This is a genomic window from Cobetia sp. 2AS (assembly GCF_029846355.1).
GTDB lineage: Bacteria > Pseudomonadota > Gammaproteobacteria > Pseudomonadales > Halomonadaceae > Cobetia > Cobetia amphilecti.
On sequence record NZ_JARWKQ010000004.1, the window covers coordinates 1 to 18367 of the forward strand.

General features: G+C 65.3%; 15 protein-coding genes. 4 read left to right on the forward strand and 11 right to left on the reverse strand.

What is annotated here, in order from left to right:
• Window positions 1–298: 298 nt before the first annotated feature.
• Window positions 299–547, forward strand: coding sequence for a GlsB/YeaQ/YmgE family stress response membrane protein (locus QD356_RS11835; protein ID WP_043331379.1), 249 nt, complete (start codon window positions 299–301; stop codon window positions 545–547).
• Window positions 548–910: 363 nt separating this feature from the next.
• Window positions 911–2809: a sugar phosphorylase gene (locus QD356_RS11840; RefSeq protein ID WP_192837538.1), complete on the forward strand. Its 1899-nt coding sequence runs from the start codon at window positions 911–913 to the stop codon at window positions 2807–2809.
• A gap of 88 nt (window positions 2810–2897) precedes the next feature.
• On the opposite strand, the gene QD356_RS11845 is transcribed toward QD356_RS11840, so the two are convergent.
• The 10 genes from QD356_RS11845 to QD356_RS11890 form a co-directional block, all read right to left on the reverse strand.
• Window positions 2898–4109 carry a glycosyl transferase gene (locus QD356_RS11845; protein WP_107336217.1) on the reverse strand — a complete coding sequence of 404 codons (1212 nt, stop codon included), beginning with the start codon at window positions 4107–4109 and terminating at the stop codon, window positions 2898–2900.
• A gap of 41 nt (window positions 4110–4150) precedes the next feature.
• Window positions 4151–5047 carry an HAD-IIB family hydrolase gene (locus QD356_RS11850; RefSeq protein WP_192837537.1) on the reverse strand — a complete coding sequence of 299 codons (897 nt, stop codon included), beginning with the start codon at window positions 5045–5047 and terminating at the stop codon, window positions 4151–4153.
• 304 nt (window positions 5048–5351) lie between these two features.
• Window positions 5352–6653, reverse strand: a complete 1302-nt coding sequence (locus QD356_RS11855) for a TRAP transporter large permease subunit (RefSeq protein WP_043331381.1) — start codon at window positions 6651–6653, stop codon at window positions 5352–5354.
• On the reverse strand, window positions 6653–7309 hold the full coding sequence (locus QD356_RS11860) for a TRAP transporter small permease (protein WP_192837536.1): 657 nt from the start codon (window positions 7307–7309) through the stop codon (window positions 6653–6655). The genes QD356_RS11855 and QD356_RS11860 overlap by 1 nt, the downstream gene beginning before the upstream one ends.
• A 166-nt stretch (window positions 7310–7475) precedes the next feature.
• Window positions 7476–8576 (reverse strand): TRAP transporter substrate-binding protein, encoded by a 1101-nt coding sequence (locus tag QD356_RS11865; RefSeq protein WP_192837535.1) that lies wholly within the window; start codon window positions 8574–8576, stop codon window positions 7476–7478.
• 92 nt (window positions 8577–8668) lie between these two features.
• Window positions 8669–9553, reverse strand: a complete 885-nt coding sequence (locus QD356_RS11870) for an FCD domain-containing protein (protein WP_192837534.1) — start codon at window positions 9551–9553, stop codon at window positions 8669–8671.
• Between the two features lie 290 nt (window positions 9554–9843).
• Complete coding sequence (locus QD356_RS11875; protein ID WP_192837533.1) at window positions 9844–10056, reverse strand: hypothetical protein; 213 nt, start codon at window positions 10054–10056, stop codon at window positions 9844–9846.
• A 277-nt stretch (window positions 10057–10333) separates the two neighbouring features.
• The gene (gene glyA / locus QD356_RS11880; protein ID WP_153636359.1) at window positions 10334–11596 is read right to left on the reverse strand and encodes a serine hydroxymethyltransferase; all 1263 of its coding nucleotides are present in this window, start codon (window positions 11594–11596) and stop codon (window positions 10334–10336) included.
• A gap of 232 nt (window positions 11597–11828) precedes the next feature.
• Window positions 11829–14552 (reverse strand): FtsX-like permease family protein, encoded by a 2724-nt coding sequence (locus QD356_RS11885; protein WP_192837532.1) that lies wholly within the window; start codon window positions 14550–14552, stop codon window positions 11829–11831.
• Window positions 14545–15348 (reverse strand): ABC transporter ATP-binding protein, encoded by an 804-nt coding sequence (locus QD356_RS11890; RefSeq protein WP_192837531.1) that lies wholly within the window; start codon window positions 15346–15348, stop codon window positions 14545–14547. Before QD356_RS11890 ends, QD356_RS11885 begins: the two co-directional genes overlap by 8 nt.
• Window positions 15349–15440: 92 nt before the next feature.
• Between QD356_RS11890 and QD356_RS11895 the strand changes: the two genes are divergently transcribed.
• Entirely contained in the window at window positions 15441–16181 is a 741-nt protein-coding gene (locus QD356_RS11895; protein WP_192837530.1) for an arylesterase, read from the forward strand.
• A 190-nt stretch (window positions 16182–16371) separates the two neighbouring features.
• Window positions 16372–17292 (forward strand): polyphosphate kinase 2, encoded by a 921-nt coding sequence (ppk2, locus tag QD356_RS11900; RefSeq protein ID WP_192837529.1) that lies wholly within the window; start codon window positions 16372–16374, stop codon window positions 17290–17292.
• A 39-nt stretch (window positions 17293–17331) separates the two neighbouring features.
• On the opposite strand, the gene QD356_RS11905 is transcribed toward ppk2, so the two are convergent.
• Window positions 17332–18252, reverse strand: a complete 921-nt coding sequence (locus QD356_RS11905; protein ID WP_192837528.1) for a DMT family transporter — start codon at window positions 18250–18252, stop codon at window positions 17332–17334.
• Window positions 18253–18367: the final 115 nt, after the last annotated feature.

Here is an 18367-nt window from a genome sequence, read left to right on the forward strand (position 1 = left end):
TAACCGTTAAGGCCCCGCCACGGGAGCCTATGTCAGCCTCGACATGACTGAACTAGTCTTGGGGAGCGACCAAAGGGCGACAGGAGTTTCCTGCACTGTCGCCCCGGGGGGCGGACACCGCGGCGAAAGCGTCAATCAACCTGCCCGGCAGGCTTGAAATCCCCGCCCGATAACCGAAAGATGACATCAGGGTGCAGCGCCTCACAAGGACGCTTGCCCAAGCCGTGAAATCCTTTCACGACTGGCGGCGGATGATCTCTGCCGCGAGATTGATCACGATGACGCAAGGAGCTGCGACATGGGAATCATTGCATGGATCATATTCGGTCTTATTGCCGGCATCATCGCCAAGGTGATCGTGCCCGGCAAGGACCCGGGTGGCATCATCGTCACCAGCATCATCGGCATTCTGGGTGCCGTGGTCGGTGGCTGGGTCGGCACCCTGATGGGCTTCGGTGAAGTGACGGGATTCAATCTGGCCAGCTTTGTCATCGCCGTGCTCGGCGCCGTCATTCTGCTGATTCTGTATCGCGTGCTGCGCAAGTAAAGCATGTCATGAAGCGCAGTGGCGTCAGCTGGCCGCAGGCCACATGACGCCGGACAGGACGGCCAGCCGGCACATGCAGGCTGGCCGTCCTGCCTTGCAGGCTTGACGAATCTGGCCCAAGGCGTGCATGACTCATGAGTAAAGGCGCCAGGCCGTCACCCACGGGCGCCGCTGAGCGATGCGCTATTCAGGCATTTCACCAAACGACGGCCAGCCGACTTCATCTGATATGTGATTTCCAGTCTTGCCACCGGCCCCCCAGGATTGCGCCGGCGGGCTTCCCGAAGATCACCCGCGACACGCTCTGCCCATTGCGGCTCACGAGGCAGAGTCTGACCGCTTTTTCTGCCACGAGGATTGCCCATGTCCGATACGTCATCTCCCGATCACTCGACATCCACTGCCTCCGATCCTGCGCCGAGCGAGGGCAACGCCAGGCCACGCGCCAGAGTCTCTCTCGCCAAACGTCTCTCGCAAGCTGATTTCCAGGCGCACGCTACACGCCTGCTCGCCGAGATCTACCCACAGCGTCATGAGGAAGTCCTCAGACGCCTGGAGACGGTGCTGGATTTCCATCGCACGCGCCTCAACCCCCGCGTACCGGAAGGCGAACCGCTCTGGAGCGAGCGCGACCAGTGGCTGATCACCTACGGCGACAGCCTGCAGCAGGAAGGCGAGGCGCCTCTGGCGACCCTGCACGACTTCCTCGCCAGCCGACTGGACGACAGCCTGTCCGGTGTCCACGTGCTGCCCTTCTTTCCGTGGAGCAGCGATGACGGCTTCAGCGTCATCCACTATCGCGAGGTCAATCCGGTCCTCGGCGACTGGCAGGACATCCGGCGCCTGAGCGAGCAGCGCGACCTGATGGCAGACCTGGTCATCAATCACTGCTCGCGCGAGTCACTGTGGTTCGCCGATTATCTGGCCGGCGTGCAGCCCGGCCGCGACTACTTCATCGAGATGGACCCCGACACCGATGTCTCCGAGGTCGTGCGCCCGCGCCCGTCTGCACTGCTCACGCCGGTGCATACCCGTCGTGGCCTGCGCCATCTTTGGGCAACCTTCTCGGATGACCAGATCGACCTGAACTTCGCCAATCCCGATGTGCTGCTCGAATTCATCGGCATCCTGCTTTATTACCTCGAGCAGGGCGCGGGCATCATCCGCCTCGATGCAGTGGCCTTCCTGTGGAAACGCCAGGGCACCTCCTGCATCCACCTGCCGGAGACACACGCCGTGGTGCGCCTGCTGCGCGCCATCGTCGACCATCTGGCGCCGGGCAGCCTGTTGATCACCGAGACCAACGTGCCCCACGCCGAGAACATGTCCTACTTCGGGCTCGATCGCCTGTCACAGCACGACCTCACCGCCATCGAGGGCAGCGCCCAGGCCGATGAAGCGCACCTGATCTATCAGTTCACGCTGCCGCCGCTGACGCTGCACACCCTGACCTCCGGCGATGCCAGCGCCCTGACCCAGTGGGCCGCCAGCCTGCCGTCACTGCCTTCCGGCTGCAGCTACTTCAACTTCACCGCCAGCCACGATGGTATCGGCGTTCGTGCCCTTGAGGGACTGCTGCCCGACCACGAGCGCGACACCCTGGTGCGGCTGGTGCATGACTTCGGTGGCTACGTCAGCATGCGCGCCAACCCCGGGCGCGCCGACACCCCCTATGAGCTCAACATCAGCTACTTCGATGCGCTCAAGGGCACGCGGCGCGGCCAGGACCCGTGGCAGATCGAGCGCTTCATCGCCAGCCAGACCCTGATGCTGAGCCTGCAGGGCATCCCGGGGCTGTACATCCACTCGCTGACCGCGACTCCCAACCACCAGGAAGGCGTCGAGCGCGATGGCCATCTGCGCGCCATCAACCGCCGCAAATGGCAGCGTGATGAACTGGAAGCGCTGCTGGCAAGCCCCAACACCGCGACCCATGAGGTCTTCCACGCCCTCAAGCGCCGCATGGCACTGCGCCGCAACGAACCCTGCTTCCACCCGGACGCCGACCAGAATGTCTTCGATGTCGGCCCGGATTTCTTCGTCTTCGAGCGTGTCACCCATGAAGGGCGTCGCCTGCTGTTCGCCCTCAATGTCACGGATCAGCCGCGCGTGCTGCCTCTGCCGGAAAGCTGGCAAGGCGTCGCGCTGACCGACCACCTGTGCCACGACAAGGCCTACGACCCCACCATGGCTCGCCGTCCCTATCAGGCGGCCTGGCTGATGGAGCAAACCGTGCGCCCGCCGGCCATCGAGGTCGTCTGACGCCCTCTTTTTCTCCTCCTGCCAACGACAACGGGGCTGCCAGTGGCAGCCCCGTTGTCGTTGGTCTTGCTGTTTCCCGCCGCGAGCGTTACTGGTTGTCCAGCTCCACCGCTTCGTGCATGCGCTCGAGCAGGTCCGGCACGGCTGACTGCACCCGGTTCCAGCTCGGGATGAAGGGCTTGTCGCGCGGATTGTCGAGGAAGGCGCTGCCGGCATCCATGATGTTGGAGGCGAAAAGCTCCACCGCCGCTTCCTCGCTGTGGCGGTCCACCGTCAGGCCATTCATGACGGCATCGTTGTAGTAGGTCTCGATCAGGTCCAGCGCGATACGGTAATAGGTGGCCTTGATGGTGCGGAAGGTTTCGCCGTGCATCTCGACGCCCAGCGTGGCCAGCTTGCGATACATGGCCTTGGCGATGTCCAGACTCATGCGATTCAAGCCGCCCAGCGCATCTTCCTCGGACAGCGGCTGGTGCTTGTGATCGTAGGCATCGGCGATATCCACCTGACACAGGCGCTTGGTGGAATAGTTGCGATGCACCTCGGACAGCACGCCGATCTCCAGCCCCCAGTCACTGGGAATGCGGATATCCGCCAGCACGTCGGTGCGCATCGAGAACTCGCCGGACAGCGGATAGCGATAGCTGTCGAGATAATCCAGGTACGGCAGCGGGCCATAGACCTTCTTGAGCGCACGGATCAACGGCGTGACCATCAGGCGCGCCACGCGGCCGTTCAGCTTGCCCTGGGCGATGCGCGAGTAGTAGCCCTTGCAGAACTCGTAGTTGAACTGCGGATGGGCCACCGGGTAGATCAGCCGCGCCAGCAGGCCGCGGTCATAGGTGACGATATCGCAGTCATGCAGTGCCACCGCCTCGGCGATGCCCGAGGCCTGCACGTAACCGGAGCAGTACCAGACATTGCGCCCCTTGCCGGCCTCCATCGGCGCCAGGCCATGCTCGGTCAGCTCCTCATCCAGCGCCCGCAGACGCGGGCCGTCGTTCCACAGGATGCGGTGATGCTGCGGCAGATGTGAGAAGAACTCCTTGGCATGCTCGAACTGGTCACGGTCGGCGCGGTCCAGCCCGATCACGATCTCGCTGAGGTAGGGCACCTGGGCCAGCTCCTCGACGATATGCTTGAGCGCCGGGCCTTCCAGCTCGGAATACAGCGACGGCAGAATCAGGCTCATCGGTCGCTTGCGGGAGAAGCGCATCAGGTCCGCTTCGAGATCTTCCACCGGACGATCGGTCAGGTTATGGAAGTTGGTGATGATGCCATTCTGGTAAAAATCGCTCATGTCAGCTCCTTGTCATGCCGAAGACACGCATCAGGCAGGCGTCAGGCGCCCAGACCTCTGGATGTCCATTCTTCCGGCTGGCCATTGGCCAGCCAGTGACGCAATCCCTCGACCCATCCCTGCGGTCCGGGGAGATTGGCGCGAAAACAGCGGCGTTCATCCGCCAGTTGCGGATAATCGGCAAGCTCCCGATCACGCTGTGAGGTATCACCGACGCCAGGGATCAGCACAGCGTTGTCGACGGCGGCCAGCAGTGGCAGGTCATTGGCGCCATCACCGAAGCCCAGCGTCCAGGGGCGCACCCGCTCGCAGAGCCGGTAGCGGGCGATCAGATAGCGCGCTGCCACGCCCTTGTCGCTGTCCCCGGTCACATGGTGGAAGCGCCCACCACGTGTCAGCTTGAGGCCATGACTGGCCAGGCGCGTGCGAAAGTCCTCGAGACGCTCCGGCGCGTCGCGCCACACCAGCGGTTCACTGGCATCACGCTGTCCCGCCAGGGCCGCGTCGCCCTCCCCCAGCCCCGTCAGTTCGCTGATTCTCGCCACCGACATCGAGGCGAAGCCCTCGAAGGCGAATTCTCCGCTCAGCTCCTCCAGCACCGCGAGAATCCTGTCGCGGGGCATCGCCACCGCGATACGACACAGGCCGTGTGCATCCGGGGTGCTGGCCTCTTCCAGCGGGTAGGCGCTCAGCCAATCGGCCGGCAACGCCACCACGCCGCCGTTCTCGGCGATCCACGGCTGGCCCGCCAAGCCCAGCGAGTCCATCAGCGGCGCCAGTTCGGCCGCCGTCTTGGAGGTGTTGGGGACGATCCAGGCACCGCGCGCGCGCAGGCGGGTCAGCCAGCTGCGCGCCGGCCCCGGCGAGTAATCGTGGTGATCCAGCAGCGAGCCATCCAGATCGGTCAGCAACAACAGCGGTGCTTGAGTCTCTGACATGTGAACTCTCCTCGTGAAGTGCTGCAGCGTGTCGGGGGTCACCTCGACAGGATCTCGTGGCACCGGACAGGCATTGCAAGAGCATTGCAGGGAATGTGCCAAGATGGTGCATCTGCCATGACAGCCTGCCCCCTCTCATCGTGACCGTGTTTGTGCGTCCGCTCATTTGCACCACAAGAGAGCACAAAGCCTGCCTTGCATGATGCCCCGCCACACGACGGCGCAAATCTTTCGTCACCAACGACGACGCCCTCGCATCTGCGAGGGCGTCGAGTCTTCGGCAAGCGGGCAACGTCTGTAGAGACTAGACCAGCCACAGCGACAGTTGCGGCCACAGCAGCAACATCGCCAGCACGCACAGCTGGATGGCGATGAACGGCAGCAGCGAGACGAAGATATCCTTGAGACTGATACCTTCCGGTGCCACGCCTTTCAGATAGAAGGCGGCAGGCCCGAAGGGTGGCGACAGGAAGGACACCTGCATGTTGACCGCGAACAGCACGCCGAACCATACCGGGTCGTAGCCGAGCTGCACGATGATCGGCACGAAGATCGGCAGGGTCAGCATCGCGATGCCGATCCAGTCGAGGAACAGCCCCAGCAGCAGCAGGATCGCCATCATCACCATGATGATCGCCAGCGGCGGGATATCCAGGCCGAGAATCATGCTCGACACGAAGCGGTTGCCGCCCATCAGGTTGTAGACCCCGACCAGCGCCGCCGCGCCGATACCGATCCAGATGATCATGCCGCAGGTGTTCATGGTCTGGGATAGCGCACGCTGCATCAGGGTGATGGAGAACTCGCCGCGCAGCATCACCGCCACCAGCACGCCGAAGCTGCCCATCGCCGCGGCTTCGGTCACCGAGGCCACGCCACCGTAGATGGAGCCCAGCACCAGCCCCGCGATGACCGCCGGCACACCGATGGCCTTGAGCAGCTCACGCTTGCTCTGGAAGCTGGCGCGGCGCTCCTCCTCGGGCATCACCGGCCCCAGTGAAGGGTTGCGCAGGCAGCGGATCAGCACGTAGATGATGTAGCTTGCCATCAGCACGATGGCCGGGGTGATCGCCGCGGTGAACAGGTCCGCGATCGACTGGTTGGCGATCAGGCCATAGATGATCAGCACGATGGAGGGCGGCATCATGGTGCCCAGCGAGCCGCCGGCACACACCACGCCGATGGCGATGTGCTTGTCATAGCCGAGCCTGAGCATCTGCGGCAGTGCCAGAATCCCCAGCAGCACGATCTCGCCGCCGATGATGCCGGACATCGCGGCGAGGAAGAACGCCACCACGATGGTCTGGATCGCCACGCCGCCGGGCAGTCGCCCTGCCATCACGCGCATGGCATTGAACAGGTCCTTGGCGATCCCCGAGCGATCCAGCAGCGAGGCCATCAACACGAACATCGGCACCGCCACCAGCGAATACTCGGTGACGAAGCCATAGACACGACTGGTGACCAGCGGCAGCGCCATCGGGCCGAACCAGCCGAAGGTGTAGGCCAGCGCGACCAGGCCGGTGACGAAGGCCAGCGGCAGGCCGGTGACCAGCAGCGCGAAGATGCCGCCGACCAGCAGCATCGTAGCCGTTGCGATATCCATCAGCGCGGCTCCTTGTGGTCAGCTGTGGCGTCGGGAGCGGCATCGGGAGTGGCGTCGGATGCGCCACTTCCCTCACTGCCGCCCTCGGGCGGACGGGGCGAGAAGAAGGTCTGGTAGAGATGCCACAGCGCCTGCAGGGTCATCACCGCCAGCGCGAACAGGATCACGCCCTTGGTCAGCGCCGGAAACGGCGGATTCCATGAGGTGCCGGATCGCTCCAGCTGCCACTCGCCCAGCGGACTGTGCGAGGCACGCCAGAACATCACCCAGCCCGCATAGCTCATCGCCAGACAGAAGACGAACGTCATCACGTCATTGAAACAGTCCAGCACGTAGCGAAAGCGCGTGCCGACCAGGTCGTAGAGCACACGCACGCGAATATGGCGATTGTTGGCCAGGGCCGCCGGGCCGCCCAGCGCGAAGCTGGTCGCGACCAGGAAGATCACCGTCTCGTGCACCCAGGAGGTCGGCGAATCGAGACCATAGCGCATCACCACCTCGAACACGCTGATCGCCATCGCCAGCAATACCAGCCACGCCGCGGCGCGCGTGCCCTTGCCCACCAGACGGTCCAGCGGCGTTCGCGTGCCCAGATTCGGGTCGTGGTCATCCGACGCCTCGGGTAGCCCCGGCGACGCCACATCATGTTCTGCCATATCGAATTCCTTGCTAACTCGCTGCCTCAAGGAGAATCGGCGCGCCCAGTGAGCACGCCGACCTTGATCTCCCGCGTCGTTATCGTTCTGCGATCGTGTCGCCAAAAGCGTGACTAGCTGCCTCTTGCCACACGGCGGCTGGCGCCCATCCCGCGCGCCAGCGGGCTCACATCAGGTTGCGGTCGGTCAGGAAGCTGACCACGGACTCGTAGACCTTGCCGGTCAGCTCATTCTTCTCGGCCCACACCTTCCACTCCTGCTGCGCGATGCGACGGAACTTGGCGCGCTCCTCCGGCGCCATGTCGATCACCTCGATATCCGGATTGGCACGCGCCGCGCTCACCGCCTTGATGTCACGCGCCTTGAGGGTGAAGACCATGTCGTAGGCCATCGCGTCGGTGGCGGTCTCCATGATCGCCTTGAGATCCGCCGGCAGGCCGTCCCAGATGCCCTTGTTCATCGACACCGCCACCATAGGCAAGGAGTGGAAGCCCGGGTAGGACGGGTACTTGGCGAAGCTGTGCAGGCCCTGGTCATCATTGGTGGCGAAGACGGTGTAATCCGCCGCGTCGATCACGCCCTTCTCCAGACCGGTGTAGACCTCGGAGCCCGGCAGGTTGACGGGCGCCGCGCCGGCCTTCTGGAAGATGTTGTAGACCATGCCTTCCGGCGCACGCACCTTGAGGCCCTTGAGGTCATCGACGGTGCGTACCGGCTTCTTGGAGACGAAGGACTCAAGCCCGGTGGCGCCCGCGCCGATCAGGTGCACGCCGTAGGGCTCGACCAGCTCGTTGTAGAGCTCCTCACCGCCGCCGTGCTGCATGTACTCGAGATATTCCAGCGGGTCACCCCAGGCCCCCACCAGATTGCCCAGCATGCCGAAGGCCGGATTCTGGCCTGAGAAGTAGGATGGATCGGTCAGGTGGCCCTGCAGGATGCCGGCGCTGACGGCATCCAGCGTCTGGTTGGCCTGCACCACGGCATTGACCGGCAGGATCTCGATGGCGATGCGGCCATCCGACATGGTCTTGATGCTGTCGGCCCAGGCCTTCTTGACCTCGAACTGCGGCTCCCCGGCCGTCTCGGAGGTCTGGAAGGTCCATTCGTACTCGGCGGCCCAGCTCGGTGTGGCGATCAGCGTGGCGGCCACGGCGGTGGACAGGGCCAGCGCCTTGAGCGTGACACGGGCGGGAGCGACAGTGGTGAGCGGCGAGGTAGTGGTGAGCGGCGAGATAGTGGTGCGCGGCGAGATAGTGGAACGCGGCATGGTGAAACTCCTGGCTTGTTGTTATGACGTTCTAGGGTCAGTGGAAGACGTGCAGGCACTTCTCGGCGTGGCGAAACGCCACGAGGTGCCGTTCACTCGCTTGATAGCGGTGCAGACAGGCTGGGCAGCTGGCCGAAGCGGCGCAGCAGCTCCAGCGGTTCCTGGGCGCGCCCGGCGGGATGGCTGCCTTCAGAGGCCGCAGGCATGGCAAGCCCGAGGTCCTGGCCGGTGCGGTCCAGCACATGCAGGGTCGCGGCGTGGGCGGCATCGGGCTGGCGCAGACGAATCGCCTCCATCACCGCGCGATGGCGGCCGAGGCTGTCACCCAGCTCCGAGGCATTGTGATTGGAAGTCGCCACCAGCAGGCTGATCGACGGCTTGAGCACATGGCCAAGCTGCGCCCAGATGACGTTGTGGGTCGCGGCGAAGATGGCGTCGTGGAAGGCGATATCGGCGCAGTCGAACTCCTCCATGGCGCTGCCGCCATGCACCGCTGCGGCCATGCCGTCGTAGGCCTGCTCGATGGCGGACAGGTCCTGGGCGGTGGCCTCGGTGGCCGCCAGGGCGGCGACGAAGGGTTCGATGGAGATACGGAAGGCGTAGATGTCCCGCGCCAGCTGCGGATGCGGCATCGCGTAGCGCGTCATCCAGCCGGTCACGCGCGGATCGAGCAGATGCCACTCGCTGAGCGGATTGACGCGGGTGCCCTGGCCGGTGGTGCGGGTGAGAATCCCGGCATTGACCAGGCTCTGGATCGCGGTGCGCACGGTGGCGCGGCTCTGGGCGTGCTGATCGCACAGGTCCAGCTCACGAGGAATCAGGCTGCCCGGCGGGTAGCGATTCTCGAAGATGGCCTGCGCCAGCCATTCGGCGACATCGACACGCGTGGTCGAGGTCTCGCCGGCTGAGGCAGACCTTCCAGAAGAGGCATTGGCACGCGGGCTGCCGCCAGCGGCACTCGTGGGAGGCGTGGTCATGATCGAACGTTCCTTGATGGCGTGGCGCGTCATTTGTAGCTCGCGCACATCCTTCACGGGATGCATCGCGGCGCGCTCTTGTCCGTCAAGGAATAGCCCATGTCAGACATGCCAACAAGACACCCTAGACCAAGGGTGAGACCCGACTTTGGTCACACCTTTACGCAACTCTCTGTTGCGAAAGGGCTATTCAGGTACTGGCAATTTCCCCGTGTGCTGGCGTCAGGCCGTGAATCGCACGCGGCCGATCGACACCGTACGCTCGGCACCGCTGTCCGCGACCACCGTTCTCAGCGCTTCCTCGCCTGCCGCGCCGAAGCTGGCCGACAGCTCGATCTGCTGACGCCCTGGGCGACCAGCTCACTGACCAACCGCTCGGCGGCTCTCAGCGTCCCCAGCGTGGCGACGGAAATGCGAACCTCGCCGCTGCCCTGGCTGCTCAGTGAGGTATTGCCGCTGTTCTCGACCAGGATCAGAAAGGCATGGTGCTGCATGACGGCCATGAAAGCCTCCTTGCACGAAGATGAGCAGAGTGTGTCCGGCATCGAGAATAGCGTAGCGCGTCCGCTCCCAGGCACAGGCTGATCTTTCTGAGCGCTGGTTGACCACTCTCCCACCCCGCTGTGCACCACGCCACTCGGCCTCGGCTGGCCGTGGTGCGGGCACAAAAAAACGCCTGCCGCTTGCGCGACAGGCGTTTCTTGTCTGGTGCATGACAGCGTTATGCCACTGTCAGCACTCCTGCAGTGAAGGCCAGCCGGGCTGGCACCTCGTCACGCCTCAGGCGTAGACCGGCAGACGTGCACAGACGGCGGAGACCTTGGCCTGCACCTCGGCTTCGGCAGCGGCGGAATCGCCGGCGACCATCGCATCGAGGATATCGCAGATCCAGCCGGCCAGTTCCAGACACTCCTGCTCCTGGAAGCCACGCGTGGTGACGGCCGGGGTACCGATACGCAGACCGGAGGTGACGAACGGCGACTGCGGGTCACCCGGTACGGCGTTCTTGTTGACGGTGATGTGGGCACGGCCCAGCGCAGCGTCAGCGTCCTTGCCGGTCAGGCCCTGCTTGACCAGAGACAGCAGGAACAGGTGGTCTTCGGTGCCGCCGGAGACGACTTCGAAGCCGCGCTCCAGGAACACGGACGCCATCGCCTTGGCGTTCTTGACCACTTGCTTCTGGTAAGTGGTGAAGGCCGGGTCCATCGCTTCCTTGAAGCAGACCGCCTTGGCCGCGATGACGTGCATCAGCGGGCCGCCCTGGCCACCCGGGAAGACAGCGGAGTTCAGCTTCTTCTCGATGTCGGCATCGCCTTCGGCGGACAGGATCAGGCCGCCACGCGGACCGCGCAGGGTCTTGTGCGTGGTGGTGGTGACGACGTGGGCGTGGGGCAGCGGGCTCGGGTAGACGCCAGCGGCGACAAGACCGGCCACGTGCGCCATATCGACCAGCAGGTAGGCACCCACTTCGTCGGCGATCTTGCGGAACTCGGCCCAGTCGATGATCTGGGAGTAGGCGGAGAAGCCGGCGATGATCATCTTCGGCTTGTGCTCACGCGCCAGACGCGCGACTTCGGCGTAGTCGATCAGGCCGTTCTCGCCCAGACCGTACTGCACGGCGTTGTAGTGCTTGCCGGAGAAGTTCGGACGTGCACCGTGAGTCAGGTGACCACCCGCGTCCAGGCTCATGCCCAGAATGGTGTCGCCCGGCGAGACCAGCGCCTGGAAGACGGCACTGTTGGCCTGGGAACCGGCGTGCGGCTGAACGTTGGCGTAGGTAGCACCGAACAGTTCGCAGGCACGATCGATGGCCAGCTGCTCGACCTTGTCGACGAACTCGCAACCGCCGTAGTAACGCTTGCCCGGGTAGCCTTCCGCGTACTTGTTGGTCAGCTGGGAGCCTTGCGCCTGGATGACGCGGGGGCTGGCGTAGTTCTCGGAGGCGATCAGCTCGATGTGAGCTTCCTGGCGAACGACTTCGTCGTCCATGGCGCTCAGGAGCGCATCATCAAAACCGGCAATCTGCATGTCACGGGTGAACATCGGGTGTCCTCGCCTGAAGGGTGATGACGACAGCGAATTCCGGCGCGGCCGGCTCGCCATCTGGGGGTAAGATCAGGACCAGCATGATACCTCAGCCAGCGGTCCGATTCACATGAATCAGCATCATTGTTAACGCAAGACGGCCCCATGACCGAGACAACGATCATGAGGCCGCAGGTTGAGGTCGTCAGGCGTCATCATCCAGCGCTGCGATGACGAGGCCTGATGGCGCTCACTGCAGGGCGCGCAGCCCCGCCATCGGCGGCTGGCGCCTCACTTCTCGTGACAGCCAGAAGCCCAGCCCGCCGATCAGCACACCACCCGCCAGCGGCAGCAGCACCCACAGCCACGGATGCAGCACCACCGGCAGCCCCAGCCAGCCGGAATAGAGTCCGACCGCCGCGCCTTCGGCGAGCATCGCCGCCAGCAGCCCACTGAGCAGACCGAGCAGCACGAACTCAGCGGCCTGCAGGCGTGCCAGCAGCCCCTGACCGGCGCCGAACACCTTGTACAGCGCGCCTTCGTGCTCACGTGCCGGACGACTGGCCACCAGCGCCGCGTAGAGCACGCTGGCCCCCGCCAGCAGCACCAGCCCCAGAATCAGCTCCACCGCGCGCGACACCTGGGCAATCAGCTCCTGCACACGGGTCAGAATGGCGTCGATATTGATCAACGACACGCTGGGGTAGTCGCGCACCAGCGGCGCCAGCTTGCGCTCATCCTCGAGATGAAACGCCGTCATGTAGCTGTGGGCGAAGCTCTCGAGCGCACCGGGCGGGAAGATGACGTAGAAGTTGGGCAGGAAACTGTCCCAGTCGACATGGCGCAGATTGACCACCTGCGCCTTGACGGTCTCGCTGCCGATGGTGAACGACAGGCTGTCACCGATGACCAGCCCCATGCGCTCGGCAAGCTCCTCCTCCATCGACACCGGCACGCCCTGCGCGGCGGCGAGGCGGCGGCGCGTCTCGCTGTCTGCATCGGCGAAGTCACTGATCGGTGCCCACTCGCCCGCCGACAGGCGGTTGTGGTCCGGCAGATCATGATGCCAGGTCAGGTTTAGCTCACGCTGCGGGACGCCCTGCTGCTCGCCATCCCCCTCGTCACTACGCCCTTCCTGCATGCCGCCTGCCGCCGGCTGATCCGACTGGGCTGCCTGCAGACGCTGCTGGGTGCGTCCCAGCAGGGATTCGCCCTTGAGCGCCGTGATACGTCCACGCACCATCGGGTAGAGCTCGCTCTGGCTGTCGCCGGCCTGCTCATCCACCATCGCGGTCAGCTGCTCGCCGAAGGCCTGCTGCTCTCCAGGCTGGATATTGATCGCGAAGTGATTGGGCGCATCGGTCGGAATCTGCGCCTGCCAGCGGGTGATCAGGTCACCGCGTACCAGCGCGATCAACGCCATCGCCGCGAAGGTCACGGCAAAGGCGACCAGTTGACCGAGGCTGGCACCGCGCCGCCTGGCCAGCATGCCGCCGGCGAGGCGAATCGGCCGGCTCCAGCCGCCCTGACCGCGCATGCGGGCCACTACCTTGAGCATCAGCGACAGCAGCAGCTGCCCCACCACCATCAACAGGCCCAGCGCGATGATGCCACCGACCAGCAGGCCGGCCGCCAGCATGAGATCGCCCGAGTAAAGCCACATCAGGGCGCCGAACACCAGACTGGCGATCGCCACCACCACCCACGCCGAGGCAGGCAGCGGGGCCAGCTCACGCCGCAGCACCTTGAGCGCGCTGACCTGACGCAGACGCAGCAGCATCGGGCCGGCGAAGCCGACCAGCACCGCCAGCGCCGTCAGAATCCCCAACGCCAGCGGCAGCGGCCCCGGCGCGGGCAGCTCCAGCGGCAGGAAGCGCTCCAGCAGCGCCACCAGCCCCATCTGCCCCAACAGGCCCAGCACCGCCCCTCCGGTACTTGCCAACAGGGCCAACCAGCCGAGCTGGGCCGCGAACAGCCGTGACAACTGACGCTGAGAGGCACCGAAGCAGCGCCACAGCGCGGCGCTATCCAGATGACGCTCCACATAGCGGCGCGTCGACATCGCCACCGCGACCCCGGCCAGCAGCACCGCCACCAGCCCGGCCAGACTCAGATACTTGTCGGCACGCTCCAGTGAGCGCCCCAGACGCGGGCGGTCTTCGCGCACGTCCTTGAGCCGCACCTCGGCGTTGTCAGCACTCGCCAGCAGCGGCGCGATGGCATCACGTGCCTGCTGCACCGCCGCCGGGTCGCCCGCCGCCAGCAGGCGATATTCCATCCGCGAGCCGGGCTGGATCAGACCAGTGGCGTCGAGATCTTGCATGTTGAACATCAGGCGCGGACTGAACTCGGAAAAGCCACCCTGCTGATCAGGCTCACGCGTGATCAGGCCACTGATGGTCAGCTGCTTGCGCCCGACCGTCAGGGTATCGCCGACCTCGGCCGACAGCGCCATGGCGAGGCGCGGCACGATCCACGCCTCGCCCGGCGGCGGAATCTCCGCGCGTGAACTGGTGCCTGGCGCCTGAGCCTCCTCGCCCGAGGCATCCGACTCCAGTTCCACCCGGCCGGCGAGCGGATAGCCCGGCGACACCGCCTTGAGACTCGACAGCACGAAGCTGTCGCCGTGCGAGGCCATCGAGACCATGCCCAGCTGCGGCGACATCTCAAGCCCCGCTGCGCGGAAGGCCTCGGCGAAGCGCGGGTCCAGCGGGTTGCTGGACTCCAGTACCAGGTCCCCGCCGAGCAGCTGGCTCGCCTGGCGATTGAGACCACGGTCGAGACGATCCAGGAAGAAGCCGATCATGGTGGTCGCGGCGACCGCCAGCATCAGTGCCAGAAAGAGCGCGCGCACATCACTGGCGCGCAGGTCGCGCAGCAGGCCACGCAGCGCCAGCGGCAGGCGCGCCCCACGCGGGCGCTGCGCGTTGGCGGAAGATGTCGCCGCGCGGTCAGACACCCGGGACTCAGACATCGTCGCCTCCTTGTGGCGTCGCCACGGCCGGCGCACTCGCCTCATCCTTCCACTCCACCAGTTTGCCGGCCTCGAGATTCAGGCAGCGATCACAACGCCTGGCCAACGTCAGATCATGGGTGACCAGAATCAGCGTGGTGCCCCGCTCACGGTTGAGGGTGAACAGCAGCTCCGCGATGCGCTCGCCGGTGGCGGTATCCAGATTGCCGGTCGGCTCATCGGCGAACACCAGCCCCGGCCCCGCGACAAAGGCGCGTGCGATGGCCACGCGCTGCTGCTCGCCGCCGGACAGATGGCGCGGCAGGTGATCGAGTCGCTCTCCCAGCCCGACCCGCGTCAGCCAGTCACGTGCCTGCGCCTCGATATCGCCCTGCGGGGCCAGCTCCAGCGGCATCAGCACGTTCTCCAGCGCCGTCAGCGTCGGCAACAGCTGGAAGTTCTGGAACACGAAGCCGACCTGCCCCGCGCGCAGCGCCGCACGGCCATCCTCATCAAGCCCCGCAAGCGAGCTTCCGAACAGGCGAATATCGCCCTCGCTCGGGCTGTCCAGCCCCGCCAGCAGGCCCAGCAGCGTCGACTTGCCGGAACCGCTGGCCCCAATGATGGCGACGCTCTCACCGGCCTGCACGGCAAGCTCCAGGTCCTCGAGGATGGTCAGGCGCCCTTCGCCACTGGTCACCCGCTGCGCCAGCCCGCTCACTTCCAGCACCGGCGCAGGCGTTGCGCTGGCCTGCGTGTCTGACGAGGTTTGATCCGACGCATGCGTCGCGTCGTTAATGGAGGCGTTATGTGACATCGTGTCTGCTCGCTTATGGTAGAGAACGGGGTGGGCACGAACTCCAGACCCCGAAACGGGTATGAATAGTGTGCAGATGATGGAGATGATGAATGCAGAAATGGCTAGTGAATCGCCGTGACACCCAGTGCCTGGCGAGCGATGGCAAAGCCCCCGGCACGCCGGGACTCAAGCGACTGCGCAATGCCCTCGCCAGTACGGCACTGAGCCTCGTGGCCGTGCTGACGCCCCAGGTGGCGCTGGCCGATGCGCCGGCCCCCTGGCTGGTGGTCGGTGACTCCATCTCGGCCGGTTACGGCATCGACAGCAGTCAGGGCTGGGTCGCGCTGCTCGACGAGCGCCTCGAGGACAACCTGGGCAGCGATGCGCCTGAGGTCATCAATGCCAGCATCAGCGGCGACACGACCGAAGGCGGCCTCAACCGTCTGCCGGCACTCCTCGAGCGACACGACCCTTCACTGGTGATGATCGAACTGGGCGGCAACGACGGCCTGCGTGGCCTGCCCCCCGCCCGCATGCAGGCCAATCTGGCCAGCATGATCGAGGCCGTGGAGGACGCTGATGCCCAGCCCGTGCTGCTCGGCATCGAGATTCCGCCCAATTACGGCCCGGCCTACACCGATGCCTTCCGTCAGGTCTATCGGGATCTGGCCGACGAATATTCCGTGCCGCTGGTGCCCTTCATCCTCGAGGGCATCGCCACGGCCCCGGCCAGCGAGAAGCTGATGCAGCAGGACCGCATTCACCCCACCGCCAAGGCGCAACCGCAACTGCTCGACACCATCTGGCCGACACTCGCGCCACTGGCGCAACACACGGCATCAGCGGATTGATCCATATCAGGCGCGGCGCATATCACGACAGCTTGCATGCGCCTACCTTGCCGCGAGATGACAATCCGCGCCTGCCTGATCAGTGCCTGTCAGGCAGGCCGCCTGGGCCATGAGGCCTTGCAGCGCTGACGTCATCAGCCCGGGCCGTCGGTCGTCGAGGCCAGGCCCCATCCTCACAGGGAGTACTGCCATGAGTAAATCCAACAACAGGAAGGCGGATGCCGGCAAGGCGCATTCGAAGGCCAGGGATGCCAAGCGCAAGGACGCCAAGGGCAAGGCCAGCAAGAAGCACGCCACTGGCGATGCCCCGCGCATGACGCTGGGGCCGGTCTCCAGTGACGCCTACCCCTACGACGAGCGCCTCAAGCGCAAGGTCTATGAGGCTGAGAAGCGCGCGCTGCAGATCGAGCTGCTCAAGGTGCAGCATTGGCTGCGCGACAGTGGCGGACGCCTGGCCATCGTGTTCGAGGGGCGTGACGCCGCCGGCAAGGGCGGCACCATCAAGCGCTTCATGGAGTATCTCAATCCACGTTTCGCGCGCATCGTCGCCCTCGACAAGCCCAACGAGACGGAAAAGGGTCAGTGGTATTTCCAGCGCTACGTCTCGCGCTTCCCCACCAGTGGCGAAATCGTGCTGTTCGATCGCAGCTGGTACAACCGCGCGGGGGTCGAGGCGGTGATGGGCTTCGCCACGCTGGAGGAAGTCGAACGCTTTCTGGTGCAGGTGCCCCAGCAGGAGCGCCTGTGGGTCGAGGATGGTCTGCACCTGGTCAAGCTGTACTTCTCGGTATCCCGCGAGGAGCAATCGATCCGCTTCGCCAAGCGCGCCGCCGACCCGTTGACCCACTGGAAGCTGTCACCGATGGACGCCGTGGCGCAGAAGAAATGGGATGAGTACACCGATGCCGCCGAGGCGATGTTCGCGCGCACGCACAGCGATCATGCGCCCTGGACGCTGATCCGCTCCGACGACAAGCGCCGGGCCCGTATCGGCGCGCTACGCCATGTGCTCAGTCAGCTCGACTACCCCGGCAAGGACAAGAAGATGATCGGCACCCCGGACCCGCTGATCGTGGTGGATGCCGATCGCCTCATCCTGCCCGACGACTGACGAGCGAGTGGCGGGCGGTGCGCTGACGGCACGGCTCGCTCAGGTCGATTGTGACAGCTCAGCCGGCGCCTTCTGCAGCTGCTGCAGGCCGAGTCCGGCCAGAATCAGCACCAGCCCCGCCAGCGTCGAGGTCAGAATCGGCTCGCCGACGATGAAGTGCAGCAGCGTCAATGAGATGGGCGGCGACAGGAAGATCAGGTTGGAGACCTTGGCGGTGCGCGACACCTTGTGCACCGCCAGCTGCCAGAGCACGAAGGCGATACCCATCTCGCACAGGCCGACATAGATGCCCGCCGTCAGCGCCTGGGGGTTGGCGCTGGCGCCGATGAAGTTGCCAAAGCCCGGCCCGAAGGCCACCAGCAGCGTCAGCACCGGCAAGGCGATGCTGAAGTTCTGCCACTGGGCGACCAGCGGTGCGCGCGGATCACGCGCATTGAGCAACCAGTAGAGCGCCCACAGCAGGGTCGAGCCCAGCGCCAGCCCGACGCCCAGCGGGTCGGCGAAGGCGACATCGAATATCTCGCCACGCGTGGCGATGGTCCACACACCGGCGTAGGCGATCAGCCCCGCCGCGACATCGATGCGCGTCAGGCGCTGCGCGAGAATCGGCACGGCGAGAAACGCCATCGCCAGCGCCCAGGTGTAATTGAGCGCCATCGCCTCCTGGCCCGGCAGCCGCGCGTAGGCGCCGAACAGCACCAGATAGTAGCCGACCGGATTCATCAACCCGGCCCAGAGTGCCGTACGCCAGCCGCCCCGCCAGCCGGTGGTGAGCGCTTCGCGCAGCTTGCCCTGACGCCACATCAGCACGCCGATCAAGAGCCACGACACCAGTGCCGCCAGCCATACCAGCTCCAGCGGCGACATCTGCTCAAGCGCCAGCTTGAAGGCGGTCGCCACCGTCGACCACAGGGCCACGGCGCCCAGACCGTAGAGCATGGCTTCCCTATCCTGACTCATGGCATCCTTCCTCGCATTTCGGGTATCGCCTTCCTGGCGATGAGTATCATGGCGATGGCAGCGACAATGCCCACGGCCTGACATTCGAGCATCGCGTGCCCTGCCCGCTGCTGCA